This is a genomic window from Rossellomorea vietnamensis NBRC 101237, assembly GCF_001591825.1.
GTDB lineage: Bacteria > Bacillota > Bacilli > Bacillales > Bacillaceae_B > Rossellomorea > Rossellomorea vietnamensis.
Genome location: NZ_BCVQ01000031.1, coordinates 1 through 13,601, shown reverse-complemented (window position 1 = coordinate 13,601; position 13,601 = coordinate 1). Strand labels below are relative to the sequence as shown.

General features: G+C 41.6%; 19 protein-coding genes. 5 read left to right on the top strand and 14 right to left on the bottom strand.

Going from position 1 to position 13,601, the window contains the following annotated elements; translation table 11 throughout:
- Nucleotides 1-148: 148 nt before the first annotated feature.
- From BVI01S_RS14965 to BVI01S_RS14950, 4 genes are all read right to left on the bottom strand, one after another.
- Nucleotides 149-526, bottom strand: a complete 378-nt coding sequence (locus BVI01S_RS14965) for a MarR family winged helix-turn-helix transcriptional regulator (RefSeq protein ID WP_051758245.1) — start codon at nt 524-526, stop codon at nt 149-151.
- A gap of 138 nt (nt 527-664) precedes the next feature.
- The gene (locus BVI01S_RS14960; RefSeq protein WP_051758244.1) at nt 665-1,024 is read right to left on the bottom strand and encodes a DUF2085 domain-containing protein; all 360 of its coding nucleotides are present in this window, start codon (nt 1,022-1,024) and stop codon (nt 665-667) included.
- A gap of 12 nt (nt 1,025-1,036) precedes the next feature.
- A complete protein-coding gene (locus BVI01S_RS14955) occupies nt 1,037-1,330 on the bottom strand; it encodes a hypothetical protein (RefSeq protein WP_034758645.1) in 294 nt (97 codons plus the stop codon).
- 27 nt (nt 1,331-1,357) lie between these two features.
- On the bottom strand, nt 1,358-2,278 hold the full coding sequence (locus tag BVI01S_RS14950) for a CobW family GTP-binding protein (protein ID WP_034758643.1): 921 nt from the start codon (nt 2,276-2,278) through the stop codon (nt 1,358-1,360).
- 202 nt (nt 2,279-2,480) lie between these two features.
- On the opposite strand from BVI01S_RS14950, the gene BVI01S_RS14945 reads away from it, so the two are divergent.
- Nucleotides 2,481-3,206 carry an AlbA family DNA-binding domain-containing protein gene (locus BVI01S_RS14945; protein WP_034758640.1) on the top strand — a complete coding sequence of 242 codons (726 nt, stop codon included), beginning with the start codon at nt 2,481-2,483 and terminating at the stop codon, nt 3,204-3,206.
- Here BVI01S_RS14945 and BVI01S_RS14940 read toward each other — a convergent pair.
- From BVI01S_RS14940 to deoD, 5 genes are all read right to left on the bottom strand, one after another.
- The gene (locus BVI01S_RS14940) at nt 3,194-4,132 is read right to left on the bottom strand and encodes an LCP family protein (RefSeq protein ID WP_051758243.1); all 939 of its coding nucleotides are present in this window, start codon (nt 4,130-4,132) and stop codon (nt 3,194-3,196) included. The two genes, BVI01S_RS14945 and BVI01S_RS14940, sit on opposite strands and share 13 nt — an antisense overlap.
- 135 nt (nt 4,133-4,267) lie before the next feature.
- Entirely contained in the window at nt 4,268-5,728 is a 1,461-nt protein-coding gene (locus BVI01S_RS14935; protein ID WP_061810782.1) for a lmo1851 family serine protease, read from the bottom strand.
- Between the two features lie 117 nt (nt 5,729-5,845).
- Nucleotides 5,846-6,433, bottom strand: a complete 588-nt coding sequence (locus BVI01S_RS14930) for a YitT family protein (protein ID WP_034758634.1) — start codon at nt 6,431-6,433, stop codon at nt 5,846-5,848.
- 190 nt (nt 6,434-6,623) lie between these two features.
- Complete coding sequence (locus BVI01S_RS14925; protein WP_034758632.1) at nt 6,624-7,469, bottom strand: D-Ala-D-Ala carboxypeptidase VanY; 846 nt, start codon at nt 7,467-7,469, stop codon at nt 6,624-6,626.
- Nucleotides 7,470-7,617: 148 nt separating this feature from the next.
- Nucleotides 7,618-8,322 carry a purine-nucleoside phosphorylase gene (gene deoD / locus BVI01S_RS14920; protein WP_034758629.1) on the bottom strand — a complete coding sequence of 235 codons (705 nt, stop codon included), beginning with the start codon at nt 8,320-8,322 and terminating at the stop codon, nt 7,618-7,620.
- Between the two features lie 131 nt (nt 8,323-8,453).
- Here deoD and BVI01S_RS23185 point away from each other — a divergent pair, with 131 nt between their 5' ends.
- Together BVI01S_RS23185 and yoyE are read left to right on the top strand one after the other, a co-directional pair.
- On the top strand, nt 8,454-8,576 hold the full coding sequence (locus BVI01S_RS23185; RefSeq protein ID WP_256503889.1) for a hypothetical protein: 123 nt from the start codon (nt 8,454-8,456) through the stop codon (nt 8,574-8,576).
- 17 nt (nt 8,577-8,593) lie between these two features.
- Nucleotides 8,594-8,737, top strand: coding sequence for a protein YoyE (gene yoyE / locus BVI01S_RS22770; RefSeq protein ID WP_167562123.1), 144 nt, complete (start codon nt 8,594-8,596; stop codon nt 8,735-8,737).
- Nucleotides 8,738-8,808: 71 nt separating this feature from the next.
- Here the strand turns inward: yoyE and BVI01S_RS14915 are convergent, their stop codons facing one another.
- The 3 genes from BVI01S_RS14915 to BVI01S_RS14905 form a co-directional block, all read right to left on the bottom strand.
- A complete protein-coding gene (locus tag BVI01S_RS14915; protein ID WP_034758626.1) occupies nt 8,809-9,129 on the bottom strand; it encodes a YodL domain-containing protein in 321 nt (106 codons plus the stop codon).
- A gap of 97 nt (nt 9,130-9,226) precedes the next feature.
- A complete protein-coding gene (locus BVI01S_RS14910) occupies nt 9,227-9,997 on the bottom strand; it encodes a sporulation protein (RefSeq protein WP_034758624.1) in 771 nt (256 codons plus the stop codon).
- 18 nt (nt 9,998-10,015) lie between these two features.
- On the bottom strand, nt 10,016-10,813 hold the full coding sequence (locus BVI01S_RS14905) for a serine/threonine protein kinase (protein WP_051758242.1): 798 nt from the start codon (nt 10,811-10,813) through the stop codon (nt 10,016-10,018).
- 295 nt (nt 10,814-11,108) lie between these two features.
- Here BVI01S_RS14905 and BVI01S_RS14900 point away from each other — a divergent pair, with 295 nt between their 5' ends.
- Complete coding sequence (locus BVI01S_RS14900) at nt 11,109-12,200, top strand: DUF2515 family protein (RefSeq protein WP_051758241.1); 1,092 nt, start codon at nt 11,109-11,111, stop codon at nt 12,198-12,200.
- 124 nt (nt 12,201-12,324) lie between these two features.
- Here the strand turns inward: BVI01S_RS14900 and BVI01S_RS22215 are convergent, their stop codons facing one another.
- A complete protein-coding gene (locus BVI01S_RS22215) occupies nt 12,325-12,501 on the bottom strand; it encodes a YozD family protein (protein WP_079531952.1) in 177 nt (58 codons plus the stop codon).
- Between the two features lie 124 nt (nt 12,502-12,625).
- On the opposite strand from BVI01S_RS22215, the gene BVI01S_RS22595 reads away from it, so the two are divergent.
- Nucleotides 12,626-12,796, top strand: a complete 171-nt coding sequence (locus tag BVI01S_RS22595) for a hypothetical protein (protein WP_156029996.1) — start codon at nt 12,626-12,628, stop codon at nt 12,794-12,796.
- Here the strand turns inward: BVI01S_RS22595 and yodN are convergent.
- Nucleotides 12,780-13,439: a germination protein YodN gene (gene yodN / locus BVI01S_RS14895; protein WP_034758621.1), complete on the bottom strand. Its 660-nt coding sequence runs from the start codon at nt 13,437-13,439 to the stop codon at nt 12,780-12,782. The genes BVI01S_RS22595 and yodN overlap by 17 nt on opposite strands.
- Between the last annotated feature and the right edge of the window lie 162 nt (nt 13,440-13,601).

Genomic DNA, 13,601 nt, shown 5'->3' with positions numbered 1-13,601 from the left:
ATAATTAACCAACTTAAGTAAATGAGCATAATAGAAGGGATGACCAATCTAAAGGTCAACCCTTTTTTCATTCCTGTCAAATATATGGTTGAACACCTCTGTTCCGAAGCAGAACAGTGACATTTACAGGACATTATCTTGTAACACGTTATGACTTACGAACGGATGAACTCAACAGTTTCTCGAACAGTTCGATCAGGTGCTCGATCTCCTCTTTTTCAAAGGTTTGGAATAACTGCTGAAAATAGTGCGACTTCTTCTCTTCACATTGTGCCAGCACTTCCACTCCTTCAGGAGTAACCGCCAACTCTACGACTCTACGATCTTCATTGGATCGTTGTCTTGTAATATAGCCTTTTTCAACTAGTGTATCAGTAATGGACGTAATGTGACTTGCGGAGACTTCCATTCGCTTTGAAATTTCCGAGGATTTCAGTGCACCATTTTCCCTGATGAGTTGAAGCACCCGGAACTCCCCATTTGAAATGAATTCTCCAAAGATGGTTCGAATATCTGATTTCATCATTCTAAACACGGACCTAAACAGTCCTTCTAGCTCGAACAATTCTTTTCCCACTAAAAATCGACCTTTCTTACACTCAATAAATACTTCACTAAGTTAACTACTAAATAATATACATTTTATTCGATCTTGTCAATGGTTTTATCTTGTTATGGTCATGATCATGTCTACTCCCCATTTGGAAAAAAGGACGATCCCTATCGATAATCCCGTTCCGCACAACAGACCTGTCAACAATCGAAGTATGTTTGTACTCTTCCTCCACCCCCACTTCTGGGTAAACCCGTCAGCTAAAAGGGGGAAAGTCAGCACACCAGCCATCACGAGAGTGATAAACGATAAGGAGGGAACCACAAGCCAGATGATCGGGACCCCCAAATGTATTCCCATGAGTATTCCCATGCATCTGAAGCATACCGGGAATTGCTTCCCCTTCACAATCAGTGAACGTTCCGGTATTCTGTGACACGGCATAAAGGAGAGTGTATACCATTCTTTCACTTCATTCCCCTCCTATGGGCTGCAGTCCGGTGTACAGTCACAGTCCGGTGAATCGCAGTCGAGTTTATTTCCTCTTGGCGCGGGCAGGCAGTCAGGGGAATAAATGGCGCAATCCCAACAGTCATTCGTTCTTTGCCTGCCATGATTTTTGCGCTGATAATAGACGATCGTCCAGATGAACAACAGGATACTGGCCACAATCATGCCGGAGAAGATGAACAGCTGCAGTGAGGTTTCATGAACACTTAAGCCGTAAACCCCAGCAATAAATAATATGAGTTCCACACAAAACATTAAGAAAACCATATAAGGACTCCCCCACCCCCTTAAGAATTACTCCGTCAGGTCAATCTTCTGTAAAGACTGTACTATTTCTTCTTTATGTAAATTTTCTCCGATTATGACGAAGTTGGTAGGGTATTTCATATCTCCGGGCATAAAGAGGGGCATCCCGTATGAGTACTGAAACAACGTTGGATAGTTCCTGCCTTTCAAAGGGACGTATCCTTTCATCCTGTATATGGAATCAGGCTGGCTTTTCACCCATTCCTCAAAGGCTTCTCCACTCACTTTCCCGCTGAACGTATAAACGACCGCTTGGAGAGTCAGGTGTTCCCCAATGGAAGCTCGATCATACGTATGTGTTTCTTGTTGTGCTTTTAAAGACAGAATATCTTTCATGGACACTTGAGAGTAATTCGTTAAATACACCTTGGCATTTTGATTCAATTGTTGTAGTTCATACGTGAATGTCCCTTGCTCCATTTCAGTCAGCAAGTCCATTTTATTCGCAATGATGAACTGGGCATGACGGATTTGTTCTCTCATCAAATGTAAGACAGCCGGACTGAAGTCGCCCCTGTTCCGCCATTGAAGACCATCCACCACCGTGAGGATACCCCTGAATTCAAAACGATCGGCAAACAGAGGGGACAGGATGGAATCGACCACCTCAACTGGGTGTGCAGCACCCGTTGTTTCAATGACCAGTACATCAAAGTCTTCGTTCAGTAGAAGTTCCTGGAGCTGGGACTCCAATTTTTCTGAAATGGTACAGCAAATACAGCCATCAAGAAGTTCACGCAATGCTGTGTCATCATCAACCGCATCACTATCGATGGATACACTTCCTAATTCATTCATCAGCACCGCGGGTTTTTTATCATGATCCTTTAAGGACTTCAGCAATTGTTTAAGTAAAGTCGTTTTTCCACTGCCAAGAAATCCCGATAATATATAGACATCTTTTTTCATGTAATCTTCCTTTCCAATGATCCCTATACACATTTTATTAGAAAGTGAATAGGAACACAACGGACATCACCGATGGATGACAATAGGAAGGGAAGAATTATTCGTTTAAAGAGCGTTATCCACTTTTTTTACGCATAGAATGTAATAAGGCTATGTACCGTCGTGTTGATACCTGAAGAAACAGTAAAAGGTGGGAAGATTCATGTATTATGAGAAGATTGTTCCGCTTAAACTTAGAGATTTCCTGAAGAATCCTTCTCATGAAACATTGAAGGATCTGTTACTTCATAATACAGGGGAAACAGATTATGTGGATTTCAAGTCCGATTGGATCGAATTCACCAAGATGGCAAAACATATCCTTGCCATTTCCAATACAGGAGGTGGATGTATCATCGTCGGGGTGATGCAATTTGATGACGGATCAGTCGATTTAAAAGGACTGACCGATGAAGAATTTCTCGATAAAGCAGATGTTGATAATAAACTCCAACATCTGCTGCCTAAATATGTGCGGTATCGCACCGAAGATTTCATTTTCCCTGAAAGCACCCATCCATTGATGAGCCTTAAACGATTCCAAGTCCTTATCATCGATTATGATCCAAGGTACGTTCCTTACACTTCCATTGTCACAAGGGGGGAATTGAGATATGGAGCAATTTATGCAAGGCAAGGAACCAAGACCATTGAAGCCACTCACGACAAATTAGTGGATGTCATTCTCCGAAAAGTGCAGTCTGGAGGGTCAGACAGCGATGAAAAAACATTGAAGGAACACCTTGAGCACTTAAAAATCCTTCACACCGAACATGAACTGGCAGAAGATCAGAAATATAAAGACTATCTGCACGAATTGATCATAAGGAAAATGAAAAAAATTGAATCTTTCCTGGACCTTGATTCTTCTGAATTTCATTCATGGTGACTTGAACCAAGAAAATCCATGATGGCTTCCCGATTCTTTTGTTCATCCATCTCGAGGACCAGTCCTGCATGGGCAGCCTTAAGATCAGTAAAGCTTCCTTCAACCGGTATCCTGAGCGTATCCACTTTGTCGATTGGATGAAGCATGACAGACATCCCATATTTCAGAATCTCACTTATAGGAGTGGAGGTTTCCACGTTTTTCAATCCCTCTCTGATGAGAGATACAAGAGTCTTCATCCCTTCCCCCGTCTCCATTTTTTCCATCAGGCTCTTTTCTGCCAATGACATGATCTCCTGCTGTCTTTCCACTCTCCCAAAGTCGTTCTGACTATCCCCCCTGAACCTTACATATTGCAGGATTTCTTCTCCTTTCAGCACGTTTTCACCCGGTTCTCTCGACCAATTCCAGTGAGCGATCATCGGCTCTGTCACCGTAACCGGTACCCCTTCAGGAAACACAAGATCCATCATACTGATGAACTTGTTGAAATCAATTTTAATGGTATGATGTATGTTCAGATTGAAGTTTTTTTGTATCGTATCAGCTAATAATTCTTCCCCTCCCCAGGAATATGCGTGATTGATCTTGCTCTTTTCATAACCGGGAATCTCGACGAATGTATCCCTCATGATGGAAATGATTTTAATAGTCGACGACTCTGGCCTGTATTGAGCAACCATTAGTACGTCAGCCCGTGCAGGCTCATTTTCGCGCTGATCTGAACCTATCAGGAGGAAGTTTACCGGTTGCTTATTTTCATCAAGGGTAAAAGGAAAAACCGATCCATCTGAAGTATTTAATACTTTTTTCGGGGTAGACCCCTCTTCTACAGCAGGCGCTCCTTCATCCTGCCAAATCGGAGAACAGCTCACCGCTACAAAGAGAGAAAGCAGGATTGAAAGGACTAACGCTATCTTTTTCATTGAATCACCTCATATATACTTTCATTGTTGGTATGGAATGAACATTCTATACGAGGATTCAGAAACCAATTCGGCAATCGGCCGCTGCTGCGGAACAAAAAAAGATCTCAGGTGATATCACCTGAGACCTCTGATTTATTGATCTTTGTTTAACACTTCAATCGCTTTTTTCAGTTGGGGATCGTTTTCTTTTAGCTTTTCTCTTAGGTCGGTCATAAGCTTCAAGATGGTTTCACCGTTCAGTGTGCCTGTCACTTCAAGGTCGTTTTCCCCTTGGAATTCCTTAACGGCTGCCGTTGTATCTGCATCATAATAGCCGTCTACCTTCCCTGGATCTAAATCCAGAGCTTTGAGCATTTGCTCTGCTGTTTTCACAGAATCTGATAAATCTTCTTCCTTTAGTTCCTTGTCCGGGTTGATATAAGGAAGCTGGGCATAATCAGGCATCTTCACTTCGACATCTGGCTTGATTCCTTTTTCATGAATCCAGTTTCCTTTAGGCGTCAGCCATTTAGCCGTCGTAAACTTCATATTTGAGCCATCTTTGAAGGTTTCGGCCGTTTGAACGGTCCCCTTACCGAATGTCTTTGTCCCAATCAAAGGTATATCATTGGATTCGCTTACGGCTGCTGATAAAATTTCTGCAGCACTTGCACTTCCTTCATCAACCAGGACGGCTGTAGGGACTTCTACCTTCTGTCCTGATTCTGATACATACTTTTCCACTTTACCGTTACTGTCTTTCACCTGGAATAAGACTTCACCTTCAGGTACAAACAGATTCGAGATCTTGACAGCTTGATCAAGTAATCCACCCGGATTTTGTCTAAGATCCAGAACAAGTTTCTTCATGCCTTTATCGTTCATTTCATTTAACGCTTCTGTCAATTCTTTATACGTATTTTCTGAAAAACTTGTGATTTGGATTTCTGCTACACCATTATCTTTCATTTCTGCATAAACCGTTTCAATCGGGATCTCATCTCTGGTGATGGTTACCTCCATCGGTTTATCCTGCCCTGGCCGTTGAATGGTCAGCGTTACCTTTGTGCCTTTTTCTCCACGAATGAGAAGAACGGCATCTGTCACAGACATTCCCTGAATGCTTTTGTCATCCACCTTCGTGATGATGTCGTTAGGCTGCAGGCCGGCTTTTTCTGCAGGGGAACCTTTAATTGGAGAGACTATGGATATGTAACCATCTTTCTCCTGAATTTCTGCTCCGATCCCTTCAAACGAAGAAGAAATGCTTTCCTGGAACTTCTTCGCCTCTTCCTCGTTCATATAATCCGAATAGGGGTCCCCGACGCTATCGATCATCCCATTGATCGCACCGTTCACAAGTTGGTCCTGATCCAGGTCCTTGTAATAGTTCTGGTTTAACTTATCATAGGCTTCATAAAGCTTCTGAAATTCAGAGCGTTCTGTAACCCCTACGTTAACTGCTTTTTCATCTCCAAACGCCAATGCAAATGTTGTAATTCCTGCCGTTAGGAACACAAGGAAAAATAAGAGCATGACGAATTTGAATTTTTTCATTTTTATATAACTTGACTGGGTTTCCTGTTGTGCCTGTTCTGACTTATCTTGTTCCAAAGCTTCCACCACTTTCGTTGCTATGTATCTTGTGTGAATTTTCGTTTAGAATATCATGAAACATTCCCCTGAGCAATCGTAAGCTCATAACTTCTTCATTCTATCAGCTTTTCCATGTTAGCGAAAGGAAAATCCATCTTCTCCATTATGATGCGTCAAAATCGTCGTAAAAAACCCCACCGTGCTTACAGCTAACAAAGAGTATAAAAATGGTCCCATTCCAATAATGGGGAATCCTGCCATGAGGACGATGCTATCAAAGGCGAAGATCAGCTTACCGACATTCCATCCAAAACTCTTTCCAATCAATTGTGCCAATAAGTCAGATCCACCCGTAGCAGAATTCCCCCTTAGCATGAGGCCGATTCCGATCCCGACAAAAGCTCCTCCAAAAAAAGCGCTTAATAATGGGGGAAGATGGACAAGGGTATGCCATTGATAAAAGTAATCGATCATTAAAGAGGACAACCATAGCCCGTGAATACTGTTATAAAAAAGGATTCGATCTTTAAAGAAGGCAAGCAGATAAAGGGGGATGCTCAGGAGTATGATGGTAAGACCTGGTTTCACACCAAGCCAGTAGTGGGCAATCAAACCGATCCCGATCATGCCCCCATCAAGAAAATGATGGGGGACAAAAAATAGATTGATGCCTATACCTACGAAAATACTGCCAATGATGATTATACTGAACACCCTTATCATACCATCCACCCACCCATTCCAAATTGGACATCCCTTCTTACTGTTGTATGTGGAATCGCAATAAAAGAGAACAAAGCGGTAAGGAATTCTTCCACTATAAAAGCAGAAAGGCCTTGTTATCCCCCTTGTTATCCTTAAATCCCCATCTAAAAAAGGGTCAGGAACCGTAGGCCCTGACCCCTAAACATCATTAGATTTTCTTTACGTTATTAAAGTATTCTTCAAGTGTCCAATCGTTTTCATGAATCACTTTAGCGGCTTCCATTCCGACATATCTATAGTGCCAAGGTTCATATTGATATTGGGTAATGGACACCTTATCTTCGGGATAGCGAAGAATGAACCCGTACTTATATGCGTTCTGTGCCAGCCATTTTCCTTCTTTCGTATCAGCAAATTCTATGTTCACTTGAAATTGGTTACTTTGACTGGAAATATCCATAGCCAATCCAGATTGATGCTCACTTTGTCCCGGAGGCGCAACGGCCATGACCGCCTTTTCTTCGCCGAATTGGGCTATTTCCCTATCAAGGAGCATTTTTTGGTATTCGTATGAACGGTAACCTGAAATGGCTGTCAGGAATACCCCTCCAGCTTTGGCATCTGCGAACATCTTTTCCAGCTGGTCTGCCGCTTCTTTACGGAGGTGCGCTTTTTCAAGGTCCTGATCCCCGAATACGAATGGAACGTTTGGACGGACTAGATCGGCAGGTTTATATTCATCTAAAGCATATTCCTTATTTACCAATGCCAGTAAATTGGATGGATTTTGAATAACCTGTTTTCCGTCCACGACTTTTACGTCATTGAAGTATTGTGACTCTAATTGCAGCTCTTTAGGTACCGCTTCTTCGGCAGGCTGCTGTTCAGGCAATGCTTGTTCATCCTGACCCTTGTCAGGCGTTTGAACCTTTGGTTCCTTTTCCTGTTTCTCTTGCTGCTTTTGGCCAAATAATTCGTCTGACCACTCTTCCACTTGCGAACAACCTGATAATATAACCAGGGAGGCAGCAGTTATGAAGATGATCTTTTTCATACTTTCACCTAGTTTCTCTAAAATGGTTCCACTCTCCATCTTACCATGCCCGGGGCAATATGTAAGCAGGAGAAACTTCACAAAATGAAAAACTGCCTATAAACCCGACATGGGATTGTAAGCAGTTTTTCCCTTTTGCTTCTATAAATTATTCTTGAATGGCTGCTTCTAAAGCTACTTCAATCATTTCATTAAAAGTCGTCTGACGCTCTTCTGAAGAGGTTTCTTCCCCTGTCAGGATATGATCGCTAACAGTTAGAACTGAAAGTGCATTTCGACCATATTTGGCTGCCAATGTGTAAAGGGCAGACGTTTCCATTTCAATGGCAAGGATACCATATTGAGCCCACTTCTCATGCTCCGCATTGTCATTGTAGAACATGTCGGCAGTGAATACGTTTCCTACTTTCAGATTAAGACCTTTTTCTACTCCTGCATCGTATGCTCGTTTTAAAAGGTCGAAGTTCGCTGTAGGAGAATAATCGATCCCGTTGAACGTTAATTTATTCATTTGAGAATCAGTGGACGATGTCATGGCCAGGATGACGTCACGTACTTTGACGTCCTTTTGAATGGCACCACAAGTACCGACACGAATCAAGTTCTGAACGTTATAACTCTGCATCAATTCATTGATATAAATGGAAATCGACGGGACACCCATTCCAGTTCCCTGTACCGAAATTCTTTTTCCTTTGTACGTTCCCGTGTATCCAAACATATTCCGGACTTCGTTGTAGCATGTTACATCTTCTAAGAACGTTTCCGCAATATACTTAGCTCTAAGTGGATCCCCAGGTAAAAGAACTGTTTCTGCAATTTCGTTTTCTTTTGCATTAATATGTATACTCACTTAAATATTCCTCCTATCAAGACTGTTGAAAGACCATTGTAATTCTTTTTCGGGACATATGCAACGCTAGGAAATGGAAGGATAGAATGATGAATGAGAGGTCAAAATAAAGGCAGAAGGAGTGATTGAACATGGCAAAAGAAAAAATGAGCAAAAAACTTAAGCAAGCAGTACAACATGCAAATGAAACCAACCCTTCTACCCGGTCGGGGACCCAACCAACTTCTTCAAGAACAGAAAAGCTTAAATCATAACAAAGGGGGATACATGGATGGGAAAAAAACACCGAAATAGAATCAATGCCCCTAAGAAAAATAATCATATCCCAAAAGAAGCATTGGATGCCGAGCATAATGCACACGGGAAAGAGAACACAGGTCTAAATAGAAAAAATGGTCCAGGACATAATATGTAAGGACTTATATAAAAAAGGAAAGAATCCGGCCTCTGAGGCAGATTCTTTCCTTTTTTCGAATAGTACTTTATCTAATGAATGACGATCCGGTTCACCCGCTTCCATCCATTTGACTGGAGACGATAATAATGATGGCCCCTCCGCCCTTCATCAATGAAGACGATGTCACGTGTAGCAATATATCTGCCTTGATAATCTTTTGGAATCAAGTCTGGTACATTAAACGTTCTGAATGTCTGATACAGGGCTTCTTCATGGTTATTTGCTTCAACCGAGATACGATAAACCTTTTCGTACCCTTTATCCTCCCCATATTTAGGGGTTTGGAAAATGGTCACGTCATAAGTCGATCTCAAAAGCTTTGGACGAATGATTTTTTCAAGTAAAGGCATGAGCACCCCTCCGTCATTATGTTGTACTCATACAATTACACAAACTGTGTGTCGAATCCTTCACAGAATCATAGGAATCTTTGTCGAATGGAATATTTTACGCAAATTTGTCGATGGCTTGTTGAAGTTTCGATGCTAAATGGGGGACATCGGACGAATGTATGGCCAGTTTGACCATGGATTCATCCATTTCGAGAGCTTCAGCCAGGAACCCACCCAGTCCCCTCGCCCGTCTGTCCACTTCCAGAAGCAGTTCCACCCGGTCTTCCGTTTGATTCAGAAACATCACTTCAAGTTCATCCAATTTACGCTGATATGGTCCATTTACCGGTACAAACTCAAACTCCTGAATAAAAGGATATCTCCCTCTGTAACGTCTCGGCGCCTCTTCACATTCCACTGTACGAATTCTGAAGCCGAGTTCCTGTACAGAAGTCAGGACAGCATTTGTCAACTGATTCGGCACGATTTCAATATAGTCTTTGTCTTTTGGATCCACTGCATTTTTAATATCGACCCCTGTCGCTACCCATACCCTGGTGTTCCCATATGTGATCGGGGTTTCAAAGGGCAGGGTGAAGGTGAATGGAAATTCTTTTTTTTCATTTTCCAAAACGATGAATGGATTGGATATTTGCACTTTCTGAATCGGTGCGTAATCTGTATATTTCTTGTCATCCGATTCACGAATATATGTAGTGAAAAGAGTTAAATAGATGGCATCGATACTCTGCTCCGTACTCCCCCCCGTAATTTCCACCACCCCGTTTACCGTCTCCCCTGCAATGTAGCTTGATTTCTCCAATTTCGTATCCACTGTTGCTGCTCCAATACCGATTGAAGCAAATACTTTATTAAAAAATGACATATGAAAATTCCTCCTCGTTTATTGGTTGTGTACTATATGAATGACCTTTACTAAATCCTCGATCAACTCCGAGCCATCAAGATATTCCCCGTCTATTTGCAGAAGTTTTCTCAGGATTGCTTTCGTATCATGGTGAATAGGAAGTTCCTCTTCCCAGCTTGTATCCCTGCTACTCACGGGCTCATAAGAAGAATACAGTAAAAATAATAGAAAATGACCAATTGCGTAATAATCACTTTTCTTCGACTTATCCCTCATATAATCTTTATGAGCTTCCAGGACAGGTGATTCTGTCTCCATTACACACGCAAGACCGAAATCGATGATATGAATGGCACCATGATCAGAAAGAATATTCGGGATCCTCAAATCCCGGTGTACATATCCTTTTTGATGAATGACGTCCACTAATGTTAGTAGCTGCAAACTCACTCTTAAGGATTCTTCCTCCGAATACTTTTTTCCTTCTTGAAAAATCAATTCCTCAAAAGTACGGCCACTCATTTTTTTCATGACAAAGTAGGAAATCCCCTTATATTCGCCAGCCCTGATAAATGCAGGGAAGTTTGGGTGAGATAAAGTTATCAGTGCATCCCTTTCATTTTGGACATATTGGACGTGATTAGAAAATAACTTTTTGTAAGGGCGTATCCGTTTCAAAATCGCTTCTTCTCCAGTAGGGAGCAAGACACTATAAGTCGTACCATAGCTTCCCTTCCCGACTAAACGGATGATTTGGTATTCGTCGACCCAATCTCCCGGTTTCCAGGTTTGTTCGAATGCATCGACAAGTCGGCGAAACAGCACGTGAATCATCTATACCCCCTTACCCTTTCAGCTGCTAAAGAAACTGGAAAAATAACTTTTGCTCTTGTGCTTTTTATAGTGATGGTGTCCGAAATGTTTATGCTTCTGGGATTTATATTTTTTCCAGGCGTCACTGGAACTGTAGTGATGATGCTTTGAGCCTAATAAACTCTTAATGATCTTCTTCAACATAAAAAAACCTCCCAAACAGTGATTCTTATTCATTTGTATTTATATATACGATTCACTGCAGAATTAGTTTCACATGAAAAAATATATTTCATTTTTTGAGAGGTGTGATTACTTGGGTTATTCACCGTTTCAAGTCATCCCAAACCTATTAAAACCGGGTAAACATTCGAATATCTCCCCCCTTCTCGATGTTCAGGCGGTTAACAGGCTTTACGGCGAAATGAAGCAGGAACCGGTCCCTTATGTCTATTTTCCTGAAGAGCAAGCTTTGTTCGAGGAAATTTTCATCAAAGTGAAAAAAGGCAATGTCAATAACTTGACAAGAACTTCTTCCTACCTTGATTTATTCAAAAGACACCCTGAACTGCACTGGTCCTTTCTTGCCCACATGGTATCGAGAAATGCCGGTTATCATATGACAGATATCCATAACGATCTGCTCTCACATCTAATGAGTCACACCGAACAGCAATCTCTATTCGAGTTCCTGGAGCAATGTAATGCAGCTATCTTCGAAGACGCGTATCCTCAACTATTACTTTATGAAAACTGGAAATTAACCGGCCGCCACGCCTTTCACCTCCTGAAAAAGTTCAACGTTTCAATATTCATGCGGAAGCTATGGGCAGATTATCTCAAGACGGGGAATCACCCTGTATTGACCACCGCACTCATTATGAATGAGCAGCACCTGATTCAAAACAAGATATTATCCAGTCCCGATTTTAATATGGGAATTGAAAAGTGGAAGTTTTTCCTACAGGACCGGCTTGAATTCACTTCCATCCTTTTCCCTTATGGCAAGCAGTCCCCATACTCCCTGGCCGGCCTTTCCGTTTCCCACTTTGAGAAGGTGGATCGCAGAATACAATTAGGCAAGAAATTATATAGAGTATTATTCCATCCGAATGTTTACCCCACTGCATTATCTTTCTCCCTTCACCATCCTCATACGGGATCCAGGGAAGATTATTGGCCGCATATTTACTCAACTGTGAAGAAAAGAAAGCATCTATTCAGCCCCGAGCTAAGAGCCGTCTGGGAAAATGTTCATTATGACGATCCTTCGTCGCCGGATTGGTTTAGAGAGCAACCGATTGATGTGATGTCTCCCCTTTTAACGATGACGGACCCTCATCGATTCTCTATGACCCGTAAATGGAAGGCAAGAACGACTATTCTTTTGAAACTAAAGAGGGATTGACTCAAAATAATGTGCCCCCCTTCCTTCATACATAAAGGTATGGGCGACACATCAGAGTCAATCCCCGTTATATGAATGGTCGTTGGCATACTAATTGAAATCCAGATCGATGGGTGAATAGAATCTAAACCTCATCTTCCCATTCTTCATCAATGATACACTTGGCAATCAGATACTCGAATGTGATGTCCGCTATTTCTTCCAGCTCATCTTCTGATGGTGCATATCCTCTTTGGATCAGTTCTTTCATAAAGAACTCAGCAATTTCCTCGGTGTCGATAAAGACTTCTATCTCCCGCATGTGATCGCCCCCTTTGATTCTCAATTTATGACAATACAATCCCGGTTATGCCAGGAAAAAAAGTTTTCATAACATTTTAAAGACAAGCATAGACTTTATCATCAAAGGTAGAGGAGCGGATAGTATGTTACATACATTTACCCAAAAAACGAAATCGATGGTAAGAGACCTGGAAAATGGAGAAGGGATCATTGTTTCAGGCATGCAATGGATCCTTCGTGTCATACTATTATCATTCCTGGTCATAAGCGTCCCGGTTTTTCTATATATTATGTGGCTTATTCCTTCTCTTTGACGATAGACTGTGTGTTTGTATGATTCTTCAATTGTTCTAACACATAATCCATTTTATTCTTGTATTTACTATCATTGAATAATAGATACAGTGTTTTGTAGTCATTGTAATGATCAAGGAGCTGATCAATCCAGGTTGGCTTTGGAAATGCAGGTGAATGGAGCGATTTGGATTTACCTTCTTTTTTTTGTGGGAAGACAAATCCATATTTTTTTATGAAAGCTTCCGCCTGCTCTTCATCGGCAACCAGGGTAATTTCATCTTCGTCCGCCTCCAGCCACTCCCCATCCGTGATCCTCATTAATTCATAGATCACGTCTTCCCATGCATCATCTTTATATCGCCATATCTCTGTTCTGAAACCCACCACTTTAAAGAGATCCTCTTCGTATCCCTTTACAAGGACAAGGTCACCAAACAGAAATTTGTATTCAATATCGATCTGTTCCTGTTCAAAAATATATCCATCATAAGAATCAAGCAGTTCTAATGCTTTTTCCTTGAATAACCCTTCACTTTCGTTGACCTCATATAAAAACTCTCCGTCAATCTTTTTAATGTCTGTGATTTTCCCGACGGTACCATAAATTGTGACGACTACCGTTTCCCCAACTCTGAATCTAGGCTCTTTTCGTTTCTTCATTCTCCCCTCACCCTTAATCGCCTTTTTTATATGATATGCAATAACAATCATATCGGTATACACGAAATCCCTGACTATCTTTTCTTTAGGGTAAGAAATGTTTACATGAAATGACCAAAAAACGAATCATAGCATAGTGCTGGTTGATTTCCGCTGCAGGTG

Coding starts and splice junctions, on each gene's coding strand:
- BVI01S_RS23185 (WP_256503889.1), top strand. CDS start 8,454: ATGGCAAAAGAAAAAATGAGCAAAAAACTTAAGCAAGCAGTACAACAT.
- BVI01S_RS14955 (WP_034758645.1), bottom strand. CDS start 1,330: ATGGTTTTCTTAATGTTTTGTGTGGAACTCATATTATTTATTGCTGGG.
- BVI01S_RS22595 (WP_156029996.1), top strand. CDS start 12,626: ATGTTACATACATTTACCCAAAAAACGAAATCGATGGTAAGAGACCTG.
- BVI01S_RS14965 (WP_051758245.1), bottom strand. CDS start 526: ATGATGAAATCAGATATTCGAACCATCTTTGGAGAATTCATTTCAAAT.
- yodN (WP_034758621.1), bottom strand. CDS start 13,439: ATGAAGAAACGAAAAGAGCCTAGATTCAGAGTTGGGGAAACGGTAGTC.
- BVI01S_RS14945 (WP_034758640.1), top strand. CDS start 2,481: ATGTATTATGAGAAGATTGTTCCGCTTAAACTTAGAGATTTCCTGAAG.
- BVI01S_RS14925 (WP_034758632.1), bottom strand. CDS start 7,469: ATGAAAAAGATCATCTTCATAACTGCTGCCTCCCTGGTTATATTATCA.
- BVI01S_RS22215 (WP_079531952.1), bottom strand. CDS start 12,501: ATGCGGGAGATAGAAGTCTTTATCGACACCGAGGAAATTGCTGAGTTC.
- BVI01S_RS14905 (WP_051758242.1), bottom strand. CDS start 10,813: ATGATTCACGTGCTGTTTCGCCGACTTGTCGATGCATTCGAACAAACC.
- BVI01S_RS14930 (WP_034758634.1), bottom strand. CDS start 6,433: ATGATAAGGGTGTTCAGTATAATCATCATTGGCAGTATTTTCGTAGGT.
- BVI01S_RS14915 (WP_034758626.1), bottom strand. CDS start 9,129: ATGCCTTTACTTGAAAAAATCATTCGTCCAAAGCTTTTGAGATCGACT.
- BVI01S_RS14950 (WP_034758643.1), bottom strand. CDS start 2,278: ATGAAAAAAGATGTCTATATATTATCGGGATTTCTTGGCAGTGGAAAA.
- BVI01S_RS14940 (WP_051758243.1), bottom strand. CDS start 4,132: ATGAAAAAGATAGCGTTAGTCCTTTCAATCCTGCTTTCTCTCTTTGTA.
- BVI01S_RS14910 (WP_034758624.1), bottom strand. CDS start 9,997: ATGTCATTTTTTAATAAAGTATTTGCTTCAATCGGTATTGGAGCAGCA.
- yoyE (WP_167562123.1), top strand. CDS start 8,594: ATGGGAAAAAAACACCGAAATAGAATCAATGCCCCTAAGAAAAATAAT.